The organism is Rhizobium phaseoli, assembly GCF_010668805.1.
GTDB lineage: Bacteria > Pseudomonadota > Alphaproteobacteria > Rhizobiales > Rhizobiaceae > Rhizobium > Rhizobium phaseoli_A.
Genome location: NZ_WUFT01000003.1, coordinates 99368 through 124350 on the forward strand (window position 1 = coordinate 99368; position 24983 = coordinate 124350).

General features: G+C 60.5%; 25 protein-coding genes. 17 read left to right on the forward strand and 8 right to left on the reverse strand.

Going from position 1 to position 24983, the window contains the following annotated elements; genetic code table 11:
• Positions 1-10: 10 nt before the first annotated feature.
• Positions 11-583: an NADPH-dependent FMN reductase gene (locus GR197_RS05565; RefSeq protein ID WP_164007403.1), complete on the forward strand. Its 573-nt coding sequence runs from the start codon at positions 11-13 to the stop codon at positions 581-583.
• Positions 584-627: 44 nt separating this feature from the next.
• On the opposite strand, the gene GR197_RS05570 is transcribed toward GR197_RS05565, so the two are convergent.
• From GR197_RS05570 to GR197_RS05580, 3 genes are all read right to left on the reverse strand, one after another.
• The gene (locus GR197_RS05570; RefSeq protein WP_164007405.1) at positions 628-1389 is read right to left on the reverse strand and encodes an amino acid ABC transporter ATP-binding protein; all 762 of its coding nucleotides are present in this window, start codon (positions 1387-1389) and stop codon (positions 628-630) included.
• Positions 1386-2066, reverse strand: a complete 681-nt coding sequence (locus GR197_RS05575) for an amino acid ABC transporter permease (RefSeq protein ID WP_164007407.1) — start codon at positions 2064-2066, stop codon at positions 1386-1388. The genes GR197_RS05570 and GR197_RS05575 overlap by 4 nt, the downstream gene beginning before the upstream one ends.
• Positions 2067-2273: 207 nt before the next feature.
• The gene (locus GR197_RS05580; RefSeq protein ID WP_164007409.1) at positions 2274-3047 is read right to left on the reverse strand and encodes an amino acid ABC transporter substrate-binding protein; all 774 of its coding nucleotides are present in this window, start codon (positions 3045-3047) and stop codon (positions 2274-2276) included.
• 300 nt (positions 3048-3347) lie between these two features.
• Here GR197_RS05580 and GR197_RS05585 point away from each other — a divergent pair, with 300 nt between their 5' ends.
• The 4 genes from GR197_RS05585 (at position 3348) to hisC (ending at position 7919) form a co-directional block, all read left to right on the forward strand.
• Entirely contained in the window at positions 3348-4124 is a 777-nt protein-coding gene (locus GR197_RS05585; RefSeq protein ID WP_164007411.1) for a DeoR/GlpR family DNA-binding transcription regulator, read from the forward strand.
• Positions 4125-4187: 63 nt separating this feature from the next.
• Entirely contained in the window at positions 4188-5381 is a 1194-nt protein-coding gene (locus GR197_RS05590; RefSeq protein WP_164007413.1) for an MFS transporter, read from the forward strand.
• Positions 5382-5590: 209 nt separating this feature from the next.
• Positions 5591-6841, forward strand: coding sequence for a flavodoxin-dependent (E)-4-hydroxy-3-methylbut-2-enyl-diphosphate synthase (gene ispG / locus GR197_RS05595; RefSeq protein WP_164007415.1), 1251 nt, complete (start codon positions 5591-5593; stop codon positions 6839-6841).
• A gap of 16 nt (positions 6842-6857) precedes the next feature.
• Positions 6858-7919: a histidinol-phosphate transaminase gene (gene hisC, locus GR197_RS05600; RefSeq protein ID WP_164007417.1), complete on the forward strand. Its 1062-nt coding sequence runs from the start codon at positions 6858-6860 to the stop codon at positions 7917-7919.
• A 9-nt stretch (positions 7920-7928) separates the two neighbouring features.
• Here hisC and GR197_RS05605 read toward each other — a convergent pair whose 3' ends face one another.
• On the reverse strand, positions 7929-8843 hold the full coding sequence (locus GR197_RS05605) for a polyprenyl synthetase family protein (RefSeq protein WP_164007419.1): 915 nt from the start codon (positions 8841-8843) through the stop codon (positions 7929-7931).
• Positions 8844-8978: 135 nt separating this feature from the next.
• Between GR197_RS05605 and mtgA the strand changes: the two genes are divergently transcribed.
• The 5 genes from mtgA (at position 8979) to GR197_RS05630 (ending at position 12296) form a co-directional block, all read left to right on the forward strand.
• Positions 8979-9716: a monofunctional biosynthetic peptidoglycan transglycosylase gene (mtgA, locus tag GR197_RS05610; protein ID WP_164007971.1), complete on the forward strand. Its 738-nt coding sequence runs from the start codon at positions 8979-8981 to the stop codon at positions 9714-9716.
• A gap of 200 nt (positions 9717-9916) precedes the next feature.
• Positions 9917-10639: a DUF1868 domain-containing protein gene (locus GR197_RS05615; protein WP_164007421.1), complete on the forward strand. Its 723-nt coding sequence runs from the start codon at positions 9917-9919 to the stop codon at positions 10637-10639.
• 12 nt (positions 10640-10651) lie between these two features.
• Positions 10652-11299: a glutathione S-transferase family protein gene (locus GR197_RS05620; RefSeq protein WP_164007423.1), complete on the forward strand. Its 648-nt coding sequence runs from the start codon at positions 10652-10654 to the stop codon at positions 11297-11299.
• A 154-nt stretch (positions 11300-11453) separates the two neighbouring features.
• Positions 11454-11639, forward strand: coding sequence for a 50S ribosomal protein L32 (gene rpmF / locus GR197_RS05625; RefSeq protein ID WP_003543812.1), 186 nt, complete (start codon positions 11454-11456; stop codon positions 11637-11639).
• A gap of 249 nt (positions 11640-11888) precedes the next feature.
• The gene (locus GR197_RS05630) at positions 11889-12296 is read left to right on the forward strand and encodes a hypothetical protein (protein WP_164007425.1); all 408 of its coding nucleotides are present in this window, start codon (positions 11889-11891) and stop codon (positions 12294-12296) included.
• Here GR197_RS05630 and phaR read toward each other — a convergent pair.
• Positions 12291-12863, reverse strand: a complete 573-nt coding sequence (gene phaR, locus GR197_RS05635) for a polyhydroxyalkanoate synthesis repressor PhaR (protein WP_007632334.1) — start codon at positions 12861-12863, stop codon at positions 12291-12293. The genes GR197_RS05630 and phaR overlap by 6 nt on opposite strands.
• 238 nt (positions 12864-13101) lie before the next feature.
• On the opposite strand from phaR, the gene GR197_RS05640 reads away from it, so the two are divergent.
• Entirely contained in the window at positions 13102-14283 is a 1182-nt protein-coding gene (locus GR197_RS05640; RefSeq protein ID WP_164007427.1) for an acetyl-CoA C-acetyltransferase, read from the forward strand.
• Between the two features lie 70 nt (positions 14284-14353).
• Positions 14354-15079 carry a beta-ketoacyl-ACP reductase gene (locus tag GR197_RS05645; RefSeq protein WP_164007429.1) on the forward strand — a complete coding sequence of 242 codons (726 nt, stop codon included), beginning with the start codon at positions 14354-14356 and terminating at the stop codon, positions 15077-15079.
• A 265-nt stretch (positions 15080-15344) separates the two neighbouring features.
• On the opposite strand, the gene GR197_RS05650 is transcribed toward GR197_RS05645, so the two are convergent.
• Positions 15345-15599, reverse strand: coding sequence for a YMGG-like glycine zipper-containing protein (locus tag GR197_RS05650; protein ID WP_018071981.1), 255 nt, complete (start codon positions 15597-15599; stop codon positions 15345-15347).
• Between the two features lie 27 nt (positions 15600-15626).
• Entirely contained in the window at positions 15627-15782 is a 156-nt protein-coding gene (locus tag GR197_RS05655) for a DUF3309 family protein (RefSeq protein WP_007632343.1), read from the reverse strand.
• Positions 15783-16576: 794 nt separating this feature from the next.
• Between GR197_RS05655 and GR197_RS05660 the strand changes: the two genes are divergently transcribed.
• The 5 genes from GR197_RS05660 (at position 16577) to GR197_RS05685 (ending at position 23336) form a co-directional block, all read left to right on the forward strand.
• Complete coding sequence (locus GR197_RS05660; protein ID WP_164007431.1) at positions 16577-19837, forward strand: helicase-related protein; 3261 nt, start codon at positions 16577-16579, stop codon at positions 19835-19837.
• 2 nt (positions 19838-19839) lie between these two features.
• Positions 19840-20244: an RNA-binding S4 domain-containing protein gene (locus GR197_RS05665; protein ID WP_164007433.1), complete on the forward strand. Its 405-nt coding sequence runs from the start codon at positions 19840-19842 to the stop codon at positions 20242-20244.
• A 192-nt stretch (positions 20245-20436) separates the two neighbouring features.
• A complete protein-coding gene (fdxA, locus tag GR197_RS05670) occupies positions 20437-20775 on the forward strand; it encodes a ferredoxin FdxA (protein WP_003543777.1) in 339 nt (112 codons plus the stop codon).
• Between the two features lie 748 nt (positions 20776-21523).
• A complete protein-coding gene (locus GR197_RS05680; protein WP_003543775.1) occupies positions 21524-22096 on the forward strand; it encodes a CarD family transcriptional regulator in 573 nt (190 codons plus the stop codon).
• Positions 22097-22472: 376 nt separating this feature from the next.
• Positions 22473-23336 (forward strand): RNA polymerase factor sigma-32, encoded by an 864-nt coding sequence (locus GR197_RS05685; protein ID WP_164007435.1) that lies wholly within the window; start codon positions 22473-22475, stop codon positions 23334-23336.
• A 101-nt stretch (positions 23337-23437) separates the two neighbouring features.
• On the opposite strand, the gene GR197_RS05690 is transcribed toward GR197_RS05685, so the two are convergent.
• A complete protein-coding gene (locus GR197_RS05690) occupies positions 23438-24982 on the reverse strand; it encodes a M48 family metalloprotease (RefSeq protein WP_164007437.1) in 1545 nt (514 codons plus the stop codon).
• Between the last annotated feature and the right edge of the window lies 1 nt (position 24983).

Below are 24983 nucleotides of genomic sequence, written 5' to 3' on the forward strand. Positions count from 1 at the left end.
CATCATCTCCATGAGCAAGTTGAAGATTGCCGTCATTGTCGGCAGCACGCGTATTGGCCGTTTCGCCGAGCATCCGGCCAAGTGGATTGCCGAGCTGGTCGGCCAGCGCTCCGATCTGGACGTCGAGGTTCTCGATCTTATCGACTATCCCATGCATTTCTTCGGCGAAGCGCGCGCCACGACGGCGGAAAGCGACGTCGCCGAGCGCTGGAAGAAGAAGCTGCGCGAATTCGACGGCTTCATCTTCACCGCCGCCGAGTACAATCATGCGCCGACGGCCGTTCTGAAAAACGCGATCGATCTCGGCGAATTCATCCAGAAGCCGGTCGGTTTTGTCGGTTACGGCGGCGTCGGCGGCGCCCGTGCGGTCGAGCAGCTGCGTCTGATCTTCGTGGAAATGGGCGCTGCTTCCGTCAAAACAGGCGTCCACATCGCATTCAGCGAATATCTTGCCGTTCTCAAGGAGGGCAAGAGCCTTGGCGATTACGCCCATCTCAACGAGGCTGCCAAGAATTTGCTTGATCAAATCACCTGGTGGGGCAATGCGCTGAAGGCTGCGCGCGCCGTCGTCACGGCCTCCTGATTGAAGTTCCAGCAATGCCGGGATGGTCGCATCCCGGCATTGCTTCAAATGTCGTAGGTATGCGCCGCGTTGATCGTCGAGATGAAGCGCTTGGTGCGTTCGCGCTCCGGCGCTGTGAAGATCGCCCTGGCGCTGCCCGTTTCCACCACGCTTCCGGCTTCCAGAAAGACGACGTCATTTGCGATCTTCGAGGCAAGCCTGAGATCGTGGGTTGCCATCACCATCGTCGTGCCTTCGCGGGCAAGCTGACCCAGCACATCGACCACTTCCGCCGAGAGTTCCGGATCGAGCGCCGAGGTCGGCTCGTCACAGAGAAGCACGCGCGGCGACGGCGCCAAGGCGCGAGCGATCGCCACACGCTGCTGCTGACCGCCGGAGAGCGTCGAGGGCCAGGCGTCGGCCTTGTGGGTCATGCCGACCTTGGTCAGCAATTCCATCGCCCGCTCGCGCGCTCTTTGTCTCGGCCATTTCAGGACTGTCACCAGGCCTTCCATGACATTCTCGATCGCGGTCTGATGCGGGAAGAGCTGGAAGTTCTGGAAGACCATGCCGGTCTGGCGGCGGATCTTCTGGATCGCCTGCCAGCTCGTTCGTTTGCCCGGCGCAAAGGCCAGCGTTTCCTCTCCGAGGCGGATGGAACCGGCAGTCGGAATTTCGAGCAGGTTGATACAGCGCAGCAACGTGCTCTTGCCGCCGCCCGAAGGCCCGACCAGCGCGGTGACGCTGCCTTCGGGAATGCGGATGCTGATGTCCTTGAGGATGACGGCGTCGCCGAAGCGCTTTTCGATGTTGGAAAGCTCGATCATGCATTGGCCTCCAGCATGCCGCCATACCGCGCGAAGCGGCGTTCGAGCCGCACCTGCAGCTGCGAGAGGACGGAGCTTAGGGCAAGATAGATCAGCGCCGCCTCGATATAGAGGATCAGCGGCTCATAGGTGGTGGCGACGATGCGCTGCGCCGCCTGGAAGAGTTCCGGCACGGTGATGGCGGCGGCAAGCGAGGTGTCCTTGACCAGCGAGATGAAGGTGTTCGACAGAGGCGGGACGGCGACGCGGGCGGCTTGCGGCAGGATGGTGCGGCTCATCGCCTGGCGCCAGCTCATGCCGATCGAATAGGCGGCTTCCCACTGGCCCTTGGGCACCGAGGAAATAACGGCGCGGATGATTTCGGAACTATAGGCGCCGATGTTCAGCGTGAAGCCGATGAGGGCGGCCGGAAAGGCGTCAAGCAGGATGCCGAGGCTCGGCAGGCCGTAGAAGATCACGAAGAGCTGAACGAGCAGCGGCGTGCCGCGGATGACCCAGACATAGAAACGGGCGATGGCGGAAAGCGGCGCCGGCCCGAAGAGCCGGGCGATTGCGGTGGCGAGCCCGAGGGCCAGGCCGAAGACGAAGGACAGCAGCGTCAGCGGAATGGTGAAGATCAGCCCCGCCCAGAGGAGCGAGGGCAGCGAATCCGCCATCAATTGGAGCCAGTGCGGCAAAGGGGTGCTCCCTCTCGTCGGTTGGTGCGTTGGAGGTGTACCCCTCCCCAACCCCTCCCCACAAGGGGGAGGGGCTTGAATGCCGCTCCCGACGCTTTTCACTTTATCGTTTCATCCGCAGAGAGGCGGATGTTTCTGCAGGCGGATGCTGCGAGTTAGCCCCTCCCCCTTGTGGGGAGGGGTTGGGGAGGGGACTTTTTCTGGAGCTTACTTCGAAACGTCCTGGCCGAAATACTTGTCGGCGATCTTCTTGTAAGTGCCGTCAGCCTTGATGTCGGCAAGCGCCTTGTTGATTTCGGCAAGAAGCTCCGGCTCGTTCTTGCGGATGATAATGCCGGAATAATCGGCATTTTCCTGCTCGGCGGCGATCTTCACCGGCGCGTCCGGCTTGTGCTTCTTGAAATCGAGAAAGGAGAGGCTGTCGTTGATCGTGGCATCGGCGCGCTTGGTCAGCACGAGCTGGATCGACTGATCGAAGCCGTCGGTGCCGACGAGCTCGGCGCCGGCTTCGGTTGCGATCTTGCCGAAATTGCTGGTCAGCGACTGGGCGGATTTCTTGCCCTTCAGATCGGCGAAAGTCTTGATGCTGTCGTCGCCGTCGCGGATGATCAGCACGGCCTTGGAAGCGATATAGGGTTCGGAGAAATCGTATTTCTGCTTGCGGGCTTCGGTGATGCCCACCTGGTTGATGACGGTGTCGTAGCGCTTGGCGTCGAGGCCGGCGATCAGGCCGTCCCACTTGCCCTCGACGAACTCGGCCTTGACGCCGAGTTTGGCGGCGATCGCTTCGCCGATTTCGACGTCGAAGCCGACGAGCTTGCCGCTTTCGTCATGAAAGGTGAAGGGCGCGTAAGTGCCTTCGGTGCCGATCTTGAAGACGCCGGCCGATTTGATGGCGGCGAGGTTTTCGCCGGCATGGGCAGGCAGGAGGGCAGCGGCTTGAATGAGGGCAGCGGCAGCGACGGTTTTCAACCAGTCCATTGTTTTATCCATCCTTGGGAGGTTATCATCGGATGAGCGATAGTTCGCAGAAAATTAGGGCGCCGGAAGCGTAAAAAACTGCGAATAAAAGCAGCAACTGCAAATATTTTTCTCAAGCGGCGGTCTGAGCCGTAAATCCTGCTGTAACCGGCTCATCCGCCACTCAGGCTGTCCGGATTTCGCATTGGTCGTGGAGCTTTGTTTCAGAACGTCAGGAAACGTGTGTTTATGCATGTTGCGCGCATGATCGTAATTGTTTATGCACGTTTTCGGTTCCAATGAGTTCGATCCGGTAAAAACATGCAGGATTTTTTATTGCGCGAGCGCCAAGGCGTGATTTCCGACAGGCTGCGGGTGAATGGCCGCGTGCTGGCGACGGAACTTGCGCTCGAATTCGGCGTCTCCGAGGATACGGTGCGGCGCGATCTGCGGGAGATGGCCGCCGCAGGGCTCTGCGAGCGGGTCTATGGCGGCGCATTGCCGATCTCGCCGGCGCACGGAAGTCTGACGCAGCGGATGGGTTTTGCGGCTGACCGGAAACAGGCACTGGCGCGCGCTGCGGCACTGCAGATTGCCGCCGGTTCGACTGTATTTTTCGATGCCGGCAGCACCAATCTGGCGATTGCCAACGCATTGCCGGCCGAACTGACACTGACGGCTGCGACGAATGCGCCGGCGATTGCCGCCGCGCTGATCGATAAGCCTGCCGTCAACGTCATCCTGATCGGCGGAATGGTGGACCGGCAGACCGGCGGTTCGCTCGGCGCCAAAGCCTTGCGGGATATGGAACAGATTTCGCCCGATCTCTGTATTCTTGGTGCCTGCGGCGTCGATCTTGAGGCCGGCATCACCGTGTTCGGTTTCGAGGATGCCGAGTTCAAGCGATATGCGGCGTCGAGAAGCAGAAAAGTCTTGGTGGCTGCAACTTCGGAGAAATTCGGCACTGCTGCTCCGCACAGCATTCTGCCGGTTGCCCATTGTGACTGCCTGGTCGTCGAGCACGATGCTGATCCGGCCATACTCTCCGGTTATCGCGAACGCGGATGCAGAACGGTTATCGCCGAGAAAACGAACTAGGCGGTTGTCACAGAGTTTAGGGAAATCGGACGCCGTTCCGTCCGGCAATGAGGAAGACCGAAAATGGACAGTCATGTGAATGCGCCGCCGGGAGCGCGGAGTGGATTCGTTACCAGAAGCAGGGCGGCGGTTTCCCTGCTTTTTCTGATGAACGGCTTCGTCGTCGGCTGCTGGGCGCCGAAGATCCCGGATTTTGCCGAGCGCCTGGTGCTCTCCAAGTTCGAGCTCGGGCTGATGATCCTTGTCTTCGGCGTCGGCTCGCTGGTGATGATGCCGATTGCCGGAGCGCAGATTGCCAAACACGGCTCGCGCATCGTCGTTCAGATCCTGGCTGTCTGCGTGCTGCCGCTGCTGCTGGCATTGACGCTGGCGCCAAATGTCGTCACCGCGGCAATTTCGCTCTTCCTGTTCGGCGGTTTTATCGGCGCCATGGATGTGGCGATGAACGCCAATGCGGTGTCGGTCGAGAAATCCATGCGCCGCTCCATCATGTCGTCCTGCCACGCTTTCTGGAGCCTTGGCGGGCTGATCGGCTCAGGCCTCGGCGGTATTGCGATCTCCAAGCTCGGCATTCTCGGTCATGCCGAACTGGCGACGGTGCTGGCGGCTATCTTCCTGGCTATCGCCTGGCCGATGATCCTGGCCGATACGCCGCATCCCGACACCAGGAAGGAAAAGACAAGGCTGCCGATGGTGCCGCTGCCGTGGCTGCTCGGTTTAATGGCTCTGTTCTCCATGGTGCCGGAAGGCGCGGTACTGGACTGGGGCGCGCTCTATCTCCGGCAGGAAATGGATGCATCCGTGGCGCTTTCCGGTCTTGGTTTTGCTGCCTTTTCGGCGACGATGGCAATCATGCGCTTTGCCGGCGACCTGGTGCGAGACCGCCTGGGCGGCGTCAAGACGCTGCGGATCTGCACCGTGTTTGCCATCGTCGGCATGCTGCTTGCAGGTCTGGCGCCCAACGCCGAGATCGCCATTCTGGGCTTTGCCTTTTGCGGCATCGGCATTTCCAACATGGTGCCGATCGCCTTCTCGGCGGCTGGCAACATTCCCGGCCTCAAGCCGGGCATCGGCATCTCTGTCGTCACCACCATGGGCTATTCCGGCATGCTGGTTGCGCCGTCCTTGATCGGCTTCGTCGCCGAGCATGTCGGCTTTGCGGCGGTCTTCATGGCGCTGCCGGTACTGCTGCTCGTCGTCCTGCTGTTTTCGAAACTGGCCCGTTATGCCGACGGAGTCTCCGGCGGCGGCCACTAGAACAGGACGATTTTAGGTCGGGATGGCCTAAAATCTGAATCCTGTTCCACCTTAAAAATTCAGAGCATGATGTCATGAGAAAACCGCTCACAGTTTTCGGCACCATGCTCTGAGCCGCCTCCCGACAAAAGTGATATCAGGAGCGGTTGACAAGAAAGCAGTCATGATCCACCTGAAAGGCACTGTTTTCAGGGGTGCAGGAACTCTTAATGTCTCCAATTGCCGATTTTGATCCGAAACCGCGCCGCGCGTCCGTTGCCGTCGATGTCGGCGGCGTCATCGTCGGCGGCGGGGCGCCGGTTGTCGTGCAATCGATGACGAACACTGACACGGCCGATATCGATTCGACCGTCGCCCAGGTCGCCGCTCTCCACCGGGCGGGCTCGGAGCTGGTGCGCATCACCGTCGACCGCGACGAGAGTGCGGCCGCCGTGCCGAAGATCCGCGAGCGGCTGTTGCGGCTTGGCATGGACGTGCCGTTGATCGGCGACTTCCATTATATCGGCCACAAACTGCTTGCCGATCATCCTGATTGTGCCGCAGCGCTGGCGAAATACCGCATCAATCCCGGCAATGTCGGCTTCAAGGACAAGAAGGATAAACAGTTCGCCGAGATCATCGAGATGGCGATCCGCCACGACAAGCCGGTGCGCATCGGCGTCAACTGGGGTTCGCTCGATCAGGATCTTTTGACGGCGCTGATGGACGAGAATGCTAGAGCCGGTTCGCCGCTTTCGGCTCGGCAGGTGACCCGCGAGGCGATCGTGCAATCGGCGCTGCTTTCGGCAGCCCTTGCCGAAGAGATCGGCCTGCCGCGCAACCGCATCATCCTGTCGGCCAAGGTCAGCCAGGTCCAGGACCTGATCGCCGTCAATTCCATGCTTGCCGAACGCTCCAATCATGCGCTTCATCTCGGCCTGACCGAAGCCGGCATGGGCACCAAGGGCATCGTCGCCTCGTCGGCGGCGATGGGCTTCGTGCTGCAGCACGGCATCGGCGATACGATCCGCGTGTCGCTGACGCCGGAGCCGAACGGGGACCGCACGCGCGAAGTTCAGGTGGCGCAGGAAATCTTGCAGGTCATGGGCTTCCGCCAATTCATCCCTGTCGTTGCCGCCTGTCCCGGCTGCGGACGCACGACGTCGACGGTGTTCCAGGAACTCGCCCAGAACATCCAGAACGATATCCGCAAGAACATGCCGATCTGGCGCGAGAAATATCCCGGCGTCGAGGCGCTCAACGTCGCCGTCATGGGCTGCATCGTCAACGGGCCTGGCGAAAGCAAACATGCCGATATCGGGATTTCGCTTCCCGGCACCGGCGAGACCCCGGCCGCCCCCGTCTTCATCGACGGCAAGAAGGCGCTGACGCTGCGCGGTCCTAATATCGCTGCCGACTTTGAGGCGCTCGTCGTCGACTATATCGAGAAGCGTTTCGGCCAGCGGACGGCGGCGGAATGAAGGTCGGCGAATTCGCATGAGCCGCTACTGGTCGCCCATCGTCAGCAAGCTTCGGCCCTATGTCGCCGGGGAGCAACCCCGTATCCCCGGCCTCATCAAGCTCAACACCAACGAGAACCCCTACGGGCCGTCGCCAGCGGCGCTGGAAGCGATCGGCCAAGCGGCGGATGATCGTCTGCGGCTGTATCCCGATCCAGCGGCGACGGAATTGCGCGAAACGATCGCTGCCCGTCACGGTTTGACGGCGGATGAAGTCTTCGTCGGCAACGGCTCAGACGAGGTCCTCGCCCATGCGTTTCAGGCGCTGCTGAAACATCAGCTGCCACTTCTCTATCCCGATGTGAGCTACAGCTTCTACCCGACTTATAGCCTGCTATACGACATCGAAGCGATCGAAGTGCCGGTCGATGACAAGTTCCAGATCCGGCTTGCGGATTACGACAGGCCGTGCGGCGCGATCATCATCCCCAATCCGAATGCGCCGACCGGCATCGGCCTGCCGCTTGCCGAGATAGAGGCGCTTGTCGCCGCCCATCCGGATGCGGTCGTCGTGATAGACGAGGCCTATATCGATTTCGGCGGTGACAGCGCTATCCCGCTCATTTCAAAATATCCCAATCTGCTTGTCGTTCAGACCTTGTCAAAATCCCGCTCGCTTGCGGGTCTGCGCGTCGGCTTTGCGCTCGGGCAGCGGGAGCTGATCGAGGCGCTGGTGCGCGTCAAGGACAGCTTCAACTCCTATCCGCTCGATCGCCTGGCGCAGGTTGCCGCGACGGCGGCAATCAAGGACGAGGCGTGGTTCGAGACATGCCGAAAGAAGCTCATTGCCAGCCGGGACGGTCTCGTCCGGGACCTCGAAGCGCTGGATTTCGAAGTGCTGCCGTCTCAGGCGAATTTCGTTTTCGCAAGGCATAAAGGCCGATCGGGTGCCGCACTTCAAGCGGCTCTGCGGGAGCGTGGTGTTCTCGTTCGGCATTTCGCCAAGCCGCGCATTTCGGAGTTTCTGCGCATCAGCATCGGCACGGACGAGGAATGCGCCCGCCTGGTTTCGGCGCTCAAGGAAATATTGTCGGCGTGATCCGACGATTCAGCTCTTCCGGTCGGCGATGAAATGCGCCGCAGCAGTAAGGGTCGAGGCGCGGGCGCCGTAGGGGGCAAGCAGCGTCTCGGCATCGCGGACATGCTGGCGGAGCTGGGCTTCGGCCCATTCGATGCCGTGCAGCGCCACAAGCGTTCCCTTGCCGCGGGCTGCATCCTTGCCGGTCGCCTTGCCCATGGTCGCAGTGTCCGAGGTCAGGTCGAGGATGTCGTCGGCCAGTTGGAAGGCAAGTCCGATCTTTTCGCCGAAGGCGCGCAGGCGGCGGCGATCTTCCGGCGGGCTGGCCGAGATGAGGGCGCCGGCTTCGCAGGCAAAGCGGATCAGCGCGCCTGTTTTCATCGCCTGCAGGCGGATGATGCCGGCCTCGTCAGGCGCTTGTCTTTCTGCCGCGAGATCGAGCGCCTGGCCACCGGCCATGCCGCCGAGACCGGCGGCGCGAGCAAGAGCCAGCACCAGCGATGCCTTGCTCGTTTCGGGAAGGGCTGTTTCCGGCGTGGCGATGATGTCGAAGGCGTAGGTCAGCAGGCTGTCGCCTGCGAGGATCGCGGTGGCTTCGTCGAATTTTTTGTGGACCGTCGGTTTGCCGCGGCGGAGATCATCATCGTCCATGGCCGGCAGGTCGTCATGCACGAGAGAATAGCAGTGAACGCATTCGAGTGCGGCGCCGACGCGAAGCGCCGCCGCGGCGTCACCGCCGAGAAGGGCGGCACTTTCGACGACGAGCAGTGGGCGCAGTCGCTTGCCACCGTTCAACACGGCATAATGCATGGCGTCGCGCAGCGTCTCAGGTCTGACGATTTCATCGGACAGAGGGCTCGGTGACAGCAATGCGTCGAGCAGCGCCTCGATCTCGCGGGCGTTGTTCCTCAGCCTCGTCTCGAAAGTGTCCCGGTTCGCGTCCATGGGCGCTGTTTGGCATGAGCGCCCCCGGGCTTGCAACGGAATTGTCGATGGCGCAGCAAGATTTGCCACGCACTCTGGCATAAGCTTCGTACAGGCGCTATGACAACGACAGGGGCGAAATCGGGCTGGGGAACATTGGATATAGCGCCGGAGAGAGAGGACAGCGTCGACATGCCGGCTCGTCGGCAATGGTTCGGAGACCGGCGTCTATTGAAGCGCATTGTCCTTGCCGTGCTGATCGTGCTGATCCTTCCCTACGCGCTGATCTTTTTCTATCTTCTGCCGTTTATTCACCCGGTCTCGACGCTGATGCTGCGCGATCTCGTGCTGTTGCGCGGTTACGACAGGCAATGGGTGTCGCTTGATAACATCGCCCCGGTTCTGGTGCAGTCGGTGATGATGTCAGAGGACGGGCAATATTGCTTTCACGGCGGCGTCGACTGGGCGGAAATGCGGATGCTGGTCGAGGATACGCTGAAAGGTCAGGCGACGCGCGGCGGCAGCACCATCCCGATGCAGACGGCTAAGAACCTCTTTCTCTGGAACGGCCGCTCCTTCGTGCGCAAGGCGATAGAGCTTCCGCTCGCGGTCTCCACGGATTTCGTCCTGTCGAAACGGCGGCTGATGGAAATCTATCTGAACATCGCCGAATGGGGTCCTGGCATTTACGGCATCGAGGCTGCGGCCCAGCATCATTTCAAGGTGCCGGCGTCGAAACTGACGCGACGCCAGGCATCGCTGCTTGCCGTTTCGTTGCCGAACCCGATCGACCGCAATGCCGGTAAACCAGGACGAGGCCTTCGCCGGCTTGCCGGCGTGATCGAGAGGCGCGCGCAGGGCTCGGGCGATTACATCAAGTGCATCTATAGGTGAGATCGGAACTTATGGTTACAGCGCCGCGCGTCCTTTCAAGCGCGTACAAGGACGCTGCAAGGCCTTGAATTGCTGCATAAGTTTGTCCTTGAATCGATCGCGCTTTAATGAATTATGCAGGAGAAGGGCCAAACGTCATCTGACATTCTTGGTTCTGCCATATGGGCGAACGCAGTCCAACTGGAGCCCCTGAGTCGCCCATGACCATTACGACGCTTTCGCAAGAGCTTCTCTCTTACTCGAAGACGCACAATCCGAACCCACCTGCGCATCTCGGCAGCCGCTATCGCAAGGTCGGCGGTTTTCTGCCGGAAGCCGGCAATACCATCGTCTGCCATCTCAAGAAGGGTTCGCAGACGCAGGCGGCTTTGATCGAGGCGCGTGAGAGATATCTGGCGATGCCCGAAGCTCCACAGTTCCTCTTCACGTCGATCTCCAGCCTTCACATGACGCTGTTCGAAGGCACCATCGAGACCAGCCGCAGGCAGGATTGCTGGCCGGGCGATCTCCCTCTCGATACGCCGATCGACGACATGACCGAACTGATGGCGGCGCGGCTCGAGGGTTTCTCGATGGCCGAGCCATTTAAGGTCGCGATCGTCGAAGCTCGCCCGTCGGGCCTGCTCGTCGACGGGGCGACGGAGAACGACTGCAAGGTCATGCGCGCCTGGCGCAACGCGTTTGCCGATCTTCTCGGCTACCGCCAGCCGACCCACGAGGACTACAAGTTCCACGTGACCTTCGCCTATGCGATCGAACGGTTGGAGGACGAAGCCTTGCCGCGCTGGCAGGCAATGCTCGATGAGGTCGCCGACGATATCCGCCGCAAGGCCCCTGTTTTAGAACTGGCACCGCCGGCATTCTGTGTGTTCGAGGACATGAACCATTTCAACGAATTGCTGATTTTCGATTTCGACGCCTGACGGGAGAGGCCCATGGCTAGACCGACGCTCTACATCGCCAACAAGAATTATTCCTCCTGGTCGTTCCGGCCCTGGATGGCGCTGACGGGCGTGGGCATCGATTTCGAGGAGGTGCTGATCCCTTTCGACGACGCGGGCGGCAATCCCAATATCAAGGCGGTCTCTCCGACCGGGCGCGTGCCGCTTCTGCAGCATGGCGCATTGAAAATCTGGGAATCGCTGGCGATCATCGAATATGCCGCCGAGCTTTATCCGGACGCCGGGCTTCTGCCCGCGGATCGCGCCCAGCGGGCGCTCGCCCGTTCGGTTTCGATGGAAATGCTCTCGAGCTTCCGGGCTCTGCGCGGCGCCTGCCCGATGAATATTCGCCGGCCGAAGGCCAGGATCGCACTGCCGGACGGGGTCGAGGCCGATATCAACCGCATCGAGACGATCTGGCGGGATCTGTTGCAGCAATCCGGCGGGCCGTTTCTCTTCGGCACATTCGGGGCCGCCGATGCGATGTTTGCACCGGTCGTCAACCGGTTCGAGATCTATGACCTCGTCAGCGGGGACGATACCCTCGCCTATATGGCAACCATGAAGGCGCATCCGGCCTGGCGCAAATGGGAAGAGGCAGCCCGCGCCGAGACTTGGATCGTGCCGGAAGACGAAGTCTGATATGGAATCATCGGCATCGCAAAAAATACGCATGGGGACTGGTCAAGGCCACCCCTTGCATGTATAAGCGCGCCAAATTCCGAAATCGCGACATGTCCGTTTCGGCCGCCGGTGTGGCCGTGGGAATGTTTTGCCCGCAAGTGGAGTAAGAGAAATGGCTGTACCGAAGAGAAAAACAAGCCCGTCCAAGCGCGGTATGCGCCGTTCGGCAGACGCCCTGAAGGCTCCGACCTACGTCGAAGACAAGAACTCCGGCGAACTGCGCCGCCCGCACCATATCGACCTGAAGACCGGCATGTATCGCGGCCGCCAGGTTCTGACGCCGAAGGAAAGCGCATAATTTCCGATCCGGCTTGTCTGATCGAAGTTGCAAGGCCGGCCTCAAGCCGGCCTTTTGCTTTTCGGCGATATAATATTTGCAATGACTTGCAGTGTGGCAGCGGTTTGGCGCAGTATTCTTCCAGCCCGCTACAGCGCCGTGCATCTTCTCAGGCGCGCAAAGGACGCTGTAGCACTTTGAATCGACGCAATATGCTTTGCGAAAATCGAATCTGATTTTCGCAAAGCATATTGCGCTGGGAGATTGCCGATGATCGCCGCCATGCCTCTGATGATTATCCCGTTTATTCTCTACAATCTGGCGATGCTGGGCCTGATGGGCGATGGCGGCATTCCGGCCCTGCAGCATGATATCATCGTGCTGTCGATGATCTCGGGCGCGATATGGAGCATGGCGCTCGGCGATCTCATTATCGTTATAGCGCTTGTCGTGCTGTTCTTCGAAATCCTGAAGGCAACCAGAACCGGGCCCGGCAACCTTATCAACCACATGCTGTCGATGCTGGTTTTCATCGCCTTCCTGGTCGAGTTTCTACTCGTCCGGGACGCTGCGACGCAGGTATTCTTCATTTTGATGACGATCGCTCTGATCGATGTGATCGGCGGCTTTGCCGTCTCGATCCGGAGCGCCGGGCGGGATGTTTCTATCGGCTTATAGATTGTCGAGCTTGTTCTGAAGGGCGCGGAGCTGTTCCTTCAATTCATCGATATCCTTGGCTTCGGCTTTGCGGCTTTCCTTGGCGGGCGGCGTCATGAAGGGTGAGAACATCTGCATGGCCTGCTGAAACAGCTCGGTATTGCGGCGAACCTGGTCCTCGACCATCTGCATCGGCAGCTGCAGGTTCTTGCCGAGCGGCGTTTCGCCCAAGGCACGGTTCACCTGCTCGCGCATCTGAGACTGCTGTTCGGCGAAGGCGCGCATCGAATGTTCGAGAAAGCTCGGCACGACCATCTGCATCTGGTCGCCGTAATAGGTGATGAGCTGGCGCAGGAAGGAGATCGGGAGAAGCGTGTTGCCGGTCTTCGATTCCTGTTCGAAGATGATCTGGGTCAGCACCGAGTGGGTGATGTCATCTCCGCTTTTTGCATCCTGGACGGTAAAATCTTCGCCTTTCTTCACCATCTCCGCCAGGTCTTCCAGCGTGACGTAGGTGCTGGTGCCCGTATTGTATAGCCGTCGATTGGCGTATTTCTTGATGACTATCTGACCCTCATGCTTCGCCATATCAGTCTCCTGGACCCCCGTCTGAATTATGGATATTCCTCCACTTCAGACTGTAAACGCAAAAGAAGGCCGGTGACAATCTCTTTGTGCGATGCGGCAAACCTTTAACAGAGCAGATGAATCGGGCTTTCGCAGGCTCTGCCGAAAAATGACCGCAGCCGGTCTTCGCGTTTGACTTGCGCTCCAAGCTTTGCCAGTTTCCTCTTATGTAAGTGAGACGAAAACGAGGAGCGTCCCCATGAGCAATTCATCCATCGTCATCGCCAGCGCAGGTCGAACAGCAGTGGGCTCGTTCAACGGCGCTTTCGCAACGGTCCCTGCGCATGAGCTCGGGGCGGCCGTCATCAAGGGTGCGCTCGCGCGCGCCGGCGTCGATGCCGGCGAAGTGGACGAGGTGATCCTCGGCCAGGTGCTCGCTGCCGGCGAGGGCCAGAACCCGGCCCGCCAGGCGGCGATGAAGGCCGGCATTCCGAATGAAGCGACGGCCTGGGGCGTCAATCAGCTCTGCGGTTCGGGTCTGCGCGCCGTTGCACTCGGCATGCAACAGATCGCCAACGGCGACGCCAAGATCATCGTTGCCGGCGGCCAGGAATCGATGTCGATGGCGCCGCATGCCATGCATTTGCGCGGCGGCGTCAAGATGGGCGACGCGAAGATGATCGACACGATGATCAAGGACGGCCTGACCGATGCCTTCCATGGCTACCACATGGGGATCACCGCCGAAAATGTCGCGCGTCAGTGGCAGCTTTCGCGCGACGAGCAGGATCGGTTCGCCGTCGCCTCGCAGAACAAGGCTGAGGCGGCGCAGAAGGCCGGCCGCTTTGCCGACGAGATCATCCCCTACATCATCCAGACGCGTAAGGGCGACGTTACGGTCGATGCCGACGAATATATCCGCCACGGCGCTACGCTGGAGGCGATGGGCAAGCTGCGCCCGGCCTTCGACAAGGAGGGCACCGTTACGGCCGCGAATGCGTCCGGCCTCAATGACGGTGCGGCCGCAGCGGTGCTGATGAGCGAAGCGGAGGCGGTCCGGCGCGGCATCCAGCCGCTCGCCCGCATCGTTTCCTGGGCAACGGCGGGCGTCGATCCGCAGATCATGGGCACCGGCCCGATCCCGGCTTCCCGCAAGGCGCTCGAAAAGGCCGGCTGGTCGGTCGGCGATCTCGATCTTGTCGAGGCCAATGAGGCTTTTGCAGCGCAAGCCTGCGCCGTCACCAAGGATCTCGGATGGGATCCTGCGATCGTCAACGTCAACGGCGGGGCAATCGCCATCGGCCATCCGATCGGTGCTTCCGGCGCGCGCGTTCTCAATACGCTGTTGTTCGAAATGAAGCGCCGCGGCGCCAAGAAGGGTCTTGCCACGCTTTGCATCGGCGGCGGCATGGGTGTCGCCATGTGCTTCGAAGCACTTTAAATAGCATACGATCCGTCATTGATTGAAAATCTCGCCACAAGGCGGGGCGAAAACAAAAAGGGAGCGGAACATGAGCAGAGTGGCTGTGGTCACCGGGGGAACGCGCGGCATCGGCGCGGCCATATCCATGGCGTTGAAAAATGCCGGATACAGAGTTGCTGCCAATTATGCCGGCAACGACGAGAAGGCCAAAGCCTTCCACGACGTTACCGGCGTCCCGGTGTTCAAATGGGATGTTTCGGATTACCTCGCTTGCGGCGAGGGGATTGCCAGGATCGAAAGCGAGATCGGGCCGGTCGAAATCCTTGTCAACAATGCGGGTATTACCCGTGACGCGATGTTCCACAAGATGACGCCGCAGCAATGGCACGAGGTGATCAATACCAACCTCACCGGTCTGTTCAACATGACGCATCAGGTCTGGACCGGCATGCGCGACCGCAGCTTCGGCCGGATCGTCAACATCTCGTCGATCAACGGCCAGAAAGGCCAGATGGGTCAGGTGAACTATTCGGCAGCCAAGGCGGGCGATCTTGGCTTCACCAAGGCGCTGGCCCAGGAAGGGGCGGCCAAGAACATCACCGTCAATGCCATCTGCCCGGGTTATATCGGAACGGAGATGGTGCTTGCCGTGCCGGAAAAGGTGCTGAACGAACGCATCATCCCGCAGATCCCCGTCGGCCGCCTCGGTGAGCCGGAAGAGATCGCGCGTTGCGTTACCTTCCTCGCCTCCGACGATGCCGGCTTCATCACCGGTTCGACGCTGACGGCCAATGGTGGGCAGTTCTTCGCCTAAAGTCCGTCTCGCAAAACTGCATCGTCGTTTGCGATTACGACATGCGTCACTTTCCGAGTGGATCAGCGGTGGATTGAAGCAAGAGCGCGTCCGGTTGGGTGCGCTCTTGCTTATTTCATGCCCGGTATGCGCATCCCCGCTTGCGCCTGGGCGTCAGTTGGGTTGGACTTCGGCGACCGATCGCCAACGCCTTGCCCGCGGGCGGAGCTAACAAAGAAAAACGGGCGCCAAAGCGCCCGTTGGGAGTCCGATATGCTTTTGCGGATCAGCAACGGGCCTCGTAGCGGCGGCCGTAACGGTCGCGATAGACGCAGTAGCCGCGGCGTTCGACCGAATGGCCAATAAGAGCGCCGGTCAGACCGCCGGCGACAGCGCCGACCGCGGCACCACCCCAGCTGTTGGTGACAACACCGCCGATGACCGCACCGGTGCCGGCGCCGATCGCGGTACCTTGCTCGGTCGCTGTGCAGGATGCCAGAGCGCCAACGAGCGCACCAATAAGAACAATCTTCTTCATCATGTCGAAACTCCCCAGGTTTGTTGGCCTTTAGACGCGGCCCATGAGTACAAGAATAATGATAATCACGAGAACTAGCCCCAAACCGCCGGAAGGTCCATAGCCCCAGCCACGGCTATAACCCCAATTCGGCAAGGCTCCGATCAAGAGCAGAATGAGGATAACAAGAAGTATTGTGCCAAGCATGGTGTGTTTCCTTCATTTCATCGGCAATTTGAATGGACGAGAAACACGTATTGGCGATTTTTGTTCCCGGTTAAGCCAGGAAATGTCACGCGTCCTGACCTCGGCCTATCGGAAACTTGCTCCAATGGTTAAAAAAGCATTTAAATACAATATGTTGCGGTGAACAAAGCGAGAAAATCGCGATGTCGCCGATTCGTCAGCGATTCGTTCCTTATTTGATCGGTGCGCTGCCATTGACCATCCTGACGTTAATCGCATCTAAATCCGCCTCCCCAAAGCTTAACGCCAAGACCACGAGACGGAACGGGGCATCCGCTATCGATCCGCATCTAGCGCGCCGATTGAATTCAGCCCACCAGATATTGTCGTGAACAGAAGGCGAAACCAATACAGTCGGCGATTCGTCGCCGATTCGTTCAGGTTTTGGTCGACAGGTTAATTTCGGGCGCAATTTTCGATTGTTCGCCGCAGGGCTGACTCGTCTTCCACGACAGCGAAATAAAAAAGGGGAGGGAGTCCGGCGATTCAGCATCTAGTGGGAAAAACTGATTCAAAATCAATACTTAGCCGTGAACAAAAGCTGAATCATCGCGAGTCAGCGATTCGTCGCTGATTCGTTCTCACGCTGTTCCGAATCGGAAATTCAGGTGTTCCGCGAGACTCGCAAAGGTCGTAATCCCAGAAGCAATTTGAAATCTGCCCTTGCGTTTGCGGTGACAGCTGTCCATGTGTTCTCTAGCTTCCATGAGGAGCCGAGATTTTCCTGGGGGCGCCCGCCCCATTTGCATGGACCCATGATTCTGACTTCGCAGCCGACTATTCTGAGTGGACGCGGTGTGACCGCGGTGCTCGGGCCGACCAATACCGGCAAGACCCATTATGCCATCGAGCGCATGGTCGCGCATGGAAGCGGCGTGATCGGCCTGCCGCTCAGGCTGCTGGCGCGCGAGGTCTATACGCGGGTGGTGGAGAAGGTCGGCGTCCAGAATGTGGCGCTGGTTACCGGCGAGGAAAAGATTTCGCCGCCCAATGCGCGTTTTTCGGTCTGCACCGTCGAGGCGATGCCGCGCGAGACCAAGGCAGCTTTCGTCGCGATCGACGAGGTGCAACTCGCCGGCGATCTCGAGCGCGGCCATATCTTCACCGACCGCATCCTGCATCTTCGCGGCCGTGAGGAAACGCTGCTGCTCGGTGCGGCGACGATGCGGCCGATCCTTCTGCAGCTTCTGCCCGGCATCACTATCGTCGAGCGGCCACGGCTTTCGCATCTTTTTTATGCCGGGCAGAAGAAAATCACCCGGTTGCCGCAGCGCTCGGCCATCGTTGCCTTCTCGGCCGACGAGGTCTATGCCATCGCCGAGCTCATCCGCCGGCAGCGCGGCGGTGCGGCCGTCGTGCTTGGCGCGCTCAGCCCGCGCACCCGCAATTCGCAGGTCGCGCTCTACCAGGCGGGCGATGTCGAATATCTGGTGGCGACCGATGCGATCGGCATGGGCCTCAACCTCGATGTCGATCACGTTGCCTTCGCCCAGGACCGGAAATTCGACGGCTACCAGTTCCGCAATCTCAATCCGGGTGAACTCGGTCAGGTCGCCGGGCGCGCCGGGCGGCACGTGCGGGACGGTACCTTCGGCGTCACCGGACAGGTCTCACCGTTCGACGAAGAGCTGGTGCAGCGCATCGAGGGGCATGAATTCGACAACGTCAAGGTTTTGCAGTGGCGGACGACCGAGATGGACTTCTCCTCGATCCCATCGCTGCGCGCCAGCCTCGAGACAGGGCCGCGTGTGCCGGGGCTGACGCGGGCGCTGCCTGCGGTCGACCAGCAGGCGCTCGAACAGCTTTCGCGCTATCCCGAGATCGTCGGTCTTGCCGACAGGCCTGCCCGCGTCGAAAAACTCTGGGAGGCTTGCGCGCTTCCCGACTATAGGCGTATCACCCCGGCACAACATGCCGATCTTATCTCGACCCTCTTTTCTGATCTCGTTCGCTATGGCACGGTGAACGAGCAGTTTCTCGCGGAGCAGGTTCATCGCTCCGATCGGACAGATGGGGAAATTGACACGCTTTCGGCGCGAATCGCGCAGATAAGAACCTGGACCTATGTTTCGAATCGGCCCGGTTGGCTTGCCGATCCGACACACTGGCAGGAAAAGACGCGGGAAATCGAAGATCGATTGTCCGACGCGTTACATGAAAGGTTGACGAAACGCTTTGTTGATCGCAGGACATCTGTGCTCATGAAGCGCCTGAGAGAGAATGCGATGCTGGAAGCTGAAATCAGTGTGAATGGCGATGTCTTCGTTGAAGGACATCATGTAGGGCAATTGAGCGGATTCCGTTTCACGCCGGTGACTGGAACGGACGGGCCGGATGCCAAGGCGGTTCAGGCTGCGTCGCAAAAAGCGCTCGCGCTCGAATTCGAGGCGCGCGCGGCTCGAATCCATGCCGCGGGCAACAGCGACCTGGCGATCGGCTCGGATGGGTTGATCCGTTGGATCGGCGACCCGGTGGCGCGGCTTTCGGGCAGCGATCACATCATGCGTCCGCGCGTGATTCTGTTGGCCGACGAGCAGTTGACGGGCAATGCCCGCGATCATGTCGCCGCCCGGATCGAACGCTTCGTCAATCATCATATCAGCACGGTGCTGAAGCCACTCGATGATCTGTCGCGGGCCGAGGACCTGCAGGGTCTCGCCAAGGGGCTGGCCTTCCAGCTCGTGGAGAATCTCGGCGTGCTGTTCCGCCGTGACGTGACCGAGGAAGTGAAATCGCTCGACCAGGAGGCGCGAGCCTCCATGCGCCGCTACGGCGTGCGTTTCGGGGCTTATCATATTTTCGTTCCGGCACTTCTGAAGCCGGCGCCGGCCGAGCTCATCACCCTGCTCTGGGCGCTGAAGAACGACGGTTTGGACAAGCCTGGTTATGGCGATCTCATTCCGGTGCTTGCCGCCGGCCGCACCTCCGTCGTCACCGATCCGAGTTTCGAGCGGATGTTCTACAAGCTCGCCGGCTTCCGGTTCCTCGGCAAGCGTGCCGTGCGCATCGACATTCTCGAACGGCTTGCCGATATCATCCGCCCGCTGCTGCAGTGGAAGCCGGGTCAGAACAACCGTCCGGAGGGCGCCTATGACGGTCGCCGCTTCACGACGACGACAGCCATGCTGTCGATCCTCGGTGCGACGCTCGAGGATATGGAAGAAATCCTCAAGGGTCTCGGTTATCGCGCCGATGCCGTGAAGGCGGAAGAGGCATCGGCACATCTTGCGACGCAGGATGCGGCCTCAGTGCCGGCTGCCGCCACCGAAACGCCTGCGGACGAGGCGGAAAAGGCCGATCACGACGATGCCGACGGGGCAGCGGACGAGATTGCCGCCGAGCCATCCGCAACCGAGCCGGTTTCGGCTGACGTCGAAACGGCTGTGGCAGAAGCGGTCGAAACCCCCGCTCCCGATGAGGCGATCGAGACGTCCCTGGCGGAGGCCTCCGCTCCCGTGGAAGCAGCATCCCCTTCTGTGGAAGCTGTGTCGACTCCCGAGGAGGCGGCATCCGCTTCCGGGGAAGCCGGGGAGCCCTCGGAACCGAAGCCAGTTCTTCTGTGGCGCCTCGGCGGCCGCAACGACAATCAGCGCCAGGCGCGCGGCGGTCATGGCGAACGCCGTGGCGGCCAGGGCCAGGAGCGCGGTCAGAACCAGGAGCGCACCGACCGCAATCGCCGGCCGGCCGGCGGTGAAGGCGGCGAGAGCAATCGCGGCGGCGAAGGCCGCGACAATAATCGTCAAAACCGCGGCAAGGACGGCGGCAATCGCGATGGCGGCCGGCCGCAGCAGGCAAGAGGCGATCGCAACAGTCAACCACGGGGCGACCAGCCGCGCGGCGACCGGCAGGACCGCAAGGATCGCGGCGAGCGAAATGATCGCAACGATCGCAACAACAATCGCGGTGGTTCGCAGCCGTTGCGCTTCGAGGCCAAGCCGCCGCGCAAGGAGAAGCCGATCGATCCGGATTCACCTTTCGCCAAGCTCGCGGCTCTGAAGGAGCAGATGAAGAAGTAGTCATGAGCGGGGAGACACAGCCGACAAGCGGTTCGCGCCAGCGCATCGATAAGTGGCTGTTCTTCGCGCGCATGGCGAAGTCGCGCTCGCTGGCGCAGAGCCATATCCAATCGGGCCATGTGCGCATCAACGGCGAGCGCTGCAAGCATCCGAGCCAGATGGTCAAGCCGGGCGACCGTATCGAGATGACGCTGGAGTGGCGCGATCTCATTCTTCTCGTGCGCCTCGCCGGCGAGCGGCGAGGCCCCTTTGAGGAGGCCCGACTGCTTTACGAAGACCTGTCGCCGCCCCCCGATGAGGCAAAACCTCTCACGCCTTACGAGCAGGCGATCCGGGCGACCGGCACCGGCCGTCCGACCAAAAAGGAACGGCGGGCAATCGACAGGCTGATGTCGGACGAGGATTAGAAAACTCTGTCTGCGGCGGCGGCTTTTGCAGATCGTTTATCCTTGAAATCCGGCGTTAAAGCCGATACGTCACTGACAACCTGCCGGAAACGTGCTTGCCTCCCAAGCCTGCCCACGCTTTCCTCCGGCACGGGGATAGGCGCGACGTTCCAGGTTGCCCGGCCCCATCTGCATGGAATCCTGGAGTTCTTCATGACCTATGTCGTGACCGACAATTGCATCAAGTGCAAATACACCGATTGCGTGGAAGTCTGCCCTGTCGACTGCTTCTACGAGGGCGAGAATTTCCTCGTCATCCATCCCGACGAATGCATCGATTGCGGCGTTTGCGAACCTGAATGTCCCGCCGAGGCGATCAAGCCCGACACCGAGCCGGGTCTCGACAAATGGCTGAAGATCAATACCGAATATGCCACCATCTGGCCGAACATCACGGTCAAGAAAGACCCATTGCCCGAGGCCAAGGACATGGATGGCGAGACCGGAAAGTTCGAGAAATATTTCTCCGAGAAACCCGGTTCCGGCGATTGAGACGGCGGCCATATTCGGTCGCTGGATTCGGGCGACCGCGGGGCGAAACGTTTGGAGCCTTTCCTGGTCAGATTGCAGCATTCTGCCGGAGCAGGTTTTCGTCAGGGCAGAGGCGATTGGCGATGGGCATACCCCTTGGTACGTCCGAGCCGATCGCCTCTGATCCTGGCGGAAAAATGCCCGGCCCACCGGCCGCACCGCTTCGCCATGGCGAAGCGATAAGTGCGTCCGGCGTTTCCTGAGTCTTGCAGATTTGCCAGGCAAATCTGCGGGAGGGTTGGCTGAAACGGGCCGGCTGATCGACCGGCCGGCTTGGCCGTAGAGCTTTGCTACGACGCGCGCCGGCCGCTCGACCATCCGACTCCGTTTGAGCCAACAGAATGCTGAAATCTGACCAGGAAAGGCTCCTAAAGCTGCGCGAGGCATATGGGTGACATGTGTTGCCCGCATGACTCAAGTGAAGCAAATTATTGATTTCCTCATATTTTTATGATAGGTTTCGGCTACTGTTCCATTTGTGGCATGACGCATGCCCAAAACCATCACGAAAGCAAAACCAATCCGTACGCGGTTTCCGTGACATATCAACGCTTTGAGCGCCGGGTCCCAAGATCGTGCGCGAGAAGTTCTTTGCTTTTGCCCGATGGGACCAGAGTGAAGTCACCCGACGGATACTACCGTCTCACCCGGGCCTGACTGACCCGGCTCCGGCCGCCGCCGGAAGCGTAACAGGGAGTTTTTGAATAGAATGACGACTCAGCAGAAAAAGCCTTCCACCGCACGCCATGGCTTCAAGACCGGTGAATCGATCGTCTACCCCGCTCACGGCGTCGGTACCATCACCGCTATCGAAGAGCAAGAAGTTGCCGGCATGAAGCTCGAACTTTTCGTTATCGATTTCGAAAAGGACAAGATGCGGCTGAAGGTTCCGGTCGCCAAGGCGATGAGCATCGGCATGCGCAAGCTTTCGGAAACGGATTTCGTCGAGCGTGCATTGAAGGTCGTGCAGGGCAAGGCGCGCGTCAAGCGCACCATGTGGTCCCGCCGCGCCCAGGAATATGATGCCAAGATCAATTCCGGCGACCTGATTTCCATCGCTGAAGTCGTGCGCGATCTCTATCGTGCCGAAAACCAGCCCGAACAGTCCTATTCCGAGCGTCAGCTTTATGAGGCTGCGCTCGACCGCATGGCGCGCGAAATCGCCGCCGTCAACAAGATGTCGGAAACCGAAGCCGTCCGCCTGGTCGAGACCAATCTCAACAAGGGTCCGAAGCGCGGCAAGGCGATAGAAGAAGACGACTCACAGGACGAAGCCGCATAAGGCGCCCTGTTTTTCCCCTATCAAAAAACCCGGCTTGCGCCGGGTTTTTTATTGGAACTTTTTTTCGACTGCCGCGTTTAACACACGTGATTGCGGACTGCTCGCAGGGCAATGGCCCCGACGGGCGAACTGTCATTCCGTCAATGTTCGATGAGGAGCGGATCATGCCTTTTCAATATTGCCCATCCGGCAACGTGAAGAAACAGGTCCGGCCCAGCCGTCTTAACGGCACATGATGAGAAATAGGGCCTCCCCCTGAAAAGTCCAGGGGCGAGGCCTTTATGCATTCAGAACCCCATTCAGTCCGGACAGCGATGTTCCGGAGGGTGCGTTTTATTGTTCATTTAGGGCGAGAGGCCTGTTTCAGGAGATCGAAATGAAGAACATGTCTGCAGATCGGCGCATGATCAAAATCGCGATGGCCGCCCCCTATCTTGCCCGTCAGGAAGAGCACGATCTCGCCATTCGTTGGAAGGATCACGATGATCGCGGCGCGCGCAACCAGATCGCCATGGCCCATATGCGCCTCGTCATCTCCATGGCGGGTAAGTTCCGCAATTTCGGGCTGCCAATGAGCGATCTCGTGCAGGAGGGCTATGTCGGCCTTCTGGAGGCTGCCGCTCGCTTCGAGCCGGAACGCGACGTACGGTTTTCCACTTATGCGAGCTGGTGGATCAGGGCGTCGATCCAGGATTATATCCTGCGCAACTGGTCGATCGTGCGCGGCGGCACGAGTTCGGCACAGAAGGCGCTTTTCTTCAATCTTCGTCGTCTGCGCGCCAAGCTCGCCAAGGGTGACACACAGCTGACGCTGCAATCCATTCACCAGGAAATTGCCGCGGCGCTCGGCGTCAGCCTCTCCGATGTGCAGACCATGGACGCCAGGCTTTCCGGCAATGATGCCTCGCTGCAGGCGCCTTCGGTCTCGGGCGATGCCGAGAGTGCGGAAAAGATGGACTTCCTCGTCAGCGATGATCCCCTGCCGGACGAGCAGGTTTCCAACATGATCGACGGAGAGCGCCGCCGCGTCTGGCTCGCCTCGGCGCTGACACATCTCAACGAACGTGAGATGAAGATCATCAGCGCCCGGCGTCTGGCGGAAGACGGTGCCACGCTCGAAGAACTCGGCGCCGATCTCGGTATTTCCAAGGAACGTGTGCGGCAGATCGAAAGCCGGGCGATGGAAAAACTCCGCAGCGCGCTTGTCAGCGCCGATCCGCATATGGCGGCTTACGCTTAGATAAGTGCTACGGCGCCGTTAGCGTCTGAAAGATGCATGGCGCGGTAAACCTCGTTCCCCTCCAGCAGCACAGACTGGCCCGGCGCAAGCCGGGTTATTTTTTACTCGGCGATGATCTTGACGCGATCGCCTGGTGAAACGGCTGCCCCCGTGGGCAGGGCGTTGATGAGTTTGAAGAGATCGAGCTTGCGGTCGGTGCCCATCATGCGGGCGGCGAGGGTCGAGATGTTTTCACCCGGCCGGACGGTGACGACGCGGATGCGCAGCGGCTTGAGCGAAGCTGCCTCCGCCGGCGTCATGCGCCGGAAACTCGCACGCAGGACATTGGCCGTTGGCTCAAGGGCGTCGCTGCCTTTCGGCACGGCGGTGAGGAAACGGAAGATCTGCGAATTGTTGCGGATCACGGTGACATCGAAATCCCAGCGGTCTGCGCTTGCCCGCGCTGTGGCTGCTTCCATTCCGTTGATGGTGACCGGCTGGATGGTCGACGGGTCGAGGCCGGTCACCCAGCCGCTGGAGATATAGTTGGTGAGGCTCTGGTTCTGATTGTCGGCGACGCCGTCGAAGCGGACGGCGATGTCGTTCGGGCCGGTGGCCATCACCGCTTCGACCTTATTGTCGATGTGGAAATCCGGCGGCACGTCGAAGCGGATGCCGAGGCCGCCATGCAGGAAGGTCTGGCCGCGCACATAGCCTTCCTCAGGGCTGTCGCCATAGAGCAGGCCGTCGATGCCGTCGAGATAATAGTCGCGGCCCTTGTCCCCGACCGAACCTTCCTGGCCGAAGGCCCGGGCGTGGGTGCGGGCAAGCTCGATGCGCTGCGCCGAATTCGGATGGCTCGACAGGAAGTCCAGGCTCTGGTCGGCTTCGGGATCGACCGACATGAAGCGACTGTAAGCCGCCATGGAATCGAGGAAACGGGCAGCGGAATAAGGGTCGTAGCCGGCTTCGCCAAGCATGCGCACGCCGATGACATCGGCCTGCAGTTCCTGCTGACGTGAGAAGGCGGCGAGCCGCAGCTTGCCGCGGGCTAGCGCCTGCTTGCCGGCGATATCGCTGGAGAGGACCTCGGCGACGACGCGGCTGGCGATGACTTCAGCCTCTTCGCGCTTCTGCCGCTCGATGCCATGGTTCGCCGTCACGTGGCCCATCTCGTGCGACAGTACCGCGGCGACTTCCGAGGCGTCGTTGGCAAGGGCAAGCAGGCCGCGGGTGACGTAGAGATAACCGCCGGGCAGCGCAAACGCGTTGATCGCCGGAGAATTCAGGATGGTGATGCGGTAGGATTGGCTCGGATTTTCCGACACCGCCGTCAGCGCGCCGGCGATACGGGCGACGAGGCGCTCGGTCTTGGCGTCCTTGTATTCGCCGCCGTAGCTGGCGACGATGCGCGGATGCTCACGGGCGCCCATCGCCGCGCGCGGGTCGTTCTTTTGCACCTCGTCGACGATCTGCGGATTGGAAGAAGGCGAAACGCTCGGCTGGTAGGATTGGTCGATCAGCGTTTGACAGCCATTCAGCGCCATTGCGACGGCCGAAAGCAGCATCAGGCGACGCGCGAAACGCCGCGGCGCGGAGATGGCATCACTGGAAAGCGCGGGCGATTTCCACGTCGTCAAGCTGTCCAGTCTGGTTCTCCGCATCATG

Excerpts from the sequence above, each read along its gene's own strand:
- GR197_RS05565 (WP_164007403.1), top strand. The coding sequence starts at position 11 with ATGAGCAAGTTGAAGATTGCCGTCATTGTCGGCAGCACGCGTATTGGC.
- GR197_RS05570 (WP_164007405.1), bottom strand. The coding sequence starts at position 1,389 with ATGATCGAGCTTTCCAACATCGAAAAGCGCTTCGGCGACGCCGTCATC.
- GR197_RS05580 (WP_164007409.1), bottom strand. The coding sequence starts at position 3,047 with ATGGACTGGTTGAAAACCGTCGCTGCCGCTGCCCTCATTCAAGCCGCT.
- GR197_RS05585 (WP_164007411.1), top strand. The coding sequence starts at position 3,348 with ATGCAGGATTTTTTATTGCGCGAGCGCCAAGGCGTGATTTCCGACAGG.
- GR197_RS05590 (WP_164007413.1), top strand. The coding sequence starts at position 4,188 with ATGGACAGTCATGTGAATGCGCCGCCGGGAGCGCGGAGTGGATTCGTT.
- ispG (WP_164007415.1), top strand. The coding sequence starts at position 5,591 with ATGTCTCCAATTGCCGATTTTGATCCGAAACCGCGCCGCGCGTCCGTT.
- hisC (WP_164007417.1), top strand. The coding sequence starts at position 6,858 with ATGAGCCGCTACTGGTCGCCCATCGTCAGCAAGCTTCGGCCCTATGTC.
- GR197_RS05605 (WP_164007419.1), bottom strand. The coding sequence starts at position 8,843 with ATGGACGCGAACCGGGACACTTTCGAGACGAGGCTGAGGAACAACGCC.
- GR197_RS05615 (WP_164007421.1), top strand. The coding sequence starts at position 9,917 with ATGACCATTACGACGCTTTCGCAAGAGCTTCTCTCTTACTCGAAGACG.
- GR197_RS05620 (WP_164007423.1), top strand. The coding sequence starts at position 10,652 with ATGGCTAGACCGACGCTCTACATCGCCAACAAGAATTATTCCTCCTGG.
- rpmF (WP_003543812.1), top strand. The coding sequence starts at position 11,454 with ATGGCTGTACCGAAGAGAAAAACAAGCCCGTCCAAGCGCGGTATGCGC.
- GR197_RS05630 (WP_164007425.1), top strand. The coding sequence starts at position 11,889 with ATGATCGCCGCCATGCCTCTGATGATTATCCCGTTTATTCTCTACAAT.
- phaR (WP_007632334.1), bottom strand. The coding sequence starts at position 12,863 with ATGGCGAAGCATGAGGGTCAGATAGTCATCAAGAAATACGCCAATCGA.
- GR197_RS05640 (WP_164007427.1), top strand. The coding sequence starts at position 13,102 with ATGAGCAATTCATCCATCGTCATCGCCAGCGCAGGTCGAACAGCAGTG.
- GR197_RS05645 (WP_164007429.1), top strand. The coding sequence starts at position 14,354 with ATGAGCAGAGTGGCTGTGGTCACCGGGGGAACGCGCGGCATCGGCGCG.
- GR197_RS05650 (WP_018071981.1), bottom strand. The coding sequence starts at position 15,599 with ATGATGAAGAAGATTGTTCTTATTGGTGCGCTCGTTGGCGCTCTGGCA.
- GR197_RS05655 (WP_007632343.1), bottom strand. The coding sequence starts at position 15,782 with ATGCTTGGCACAATACTTCTTGTTATCCTCATTCTGCTCTTGATCGGA.
- GR197_RS05660 (WP_164007431.1), top strand. The coding sequence starts at position 16,577 with ATGATTCTGACTTCGCAGCCGACTATTCTGAGTGGACGCGGTGTGACC.
- GR197_RS05665 (WP_164007433.1), top strand. The coding sequence starts at position 19,840 with ATGAGCGGGGAGACACAGCCGACAAGCGGTTCGCGCCAGCGCATCGAT.
- fdxA (WP_003543777.1), top strand. The coding sequence starts at position 20,437 with ATGACCTATGTCGTGACCGACAATTGCATCAAGTGCAAATACACCGAT.
- GR197_RS05680 (WP_003543775.1), top strand. The coding sequence starts at position 21,524 with ATGACGACTCAGCAGAAAAAGCCTTCCACCGCACGCCATGGCTTCAAG.
- GR197_RS05685 (WP_164007435.1), top strand. The coding sequence starts at position 22,473 with ATGAAGAACATGTCTGCAGATCGGCGCATGATCAAAATCGCGATGGCC.
- GR197_RS05690 (WP_164007437.1), bottom strand. The coding sequence starts at position 24,982 with ATGATGCGGAGAACCAGACTGGACAGCTTGACGACGTGGAAATCGCCC.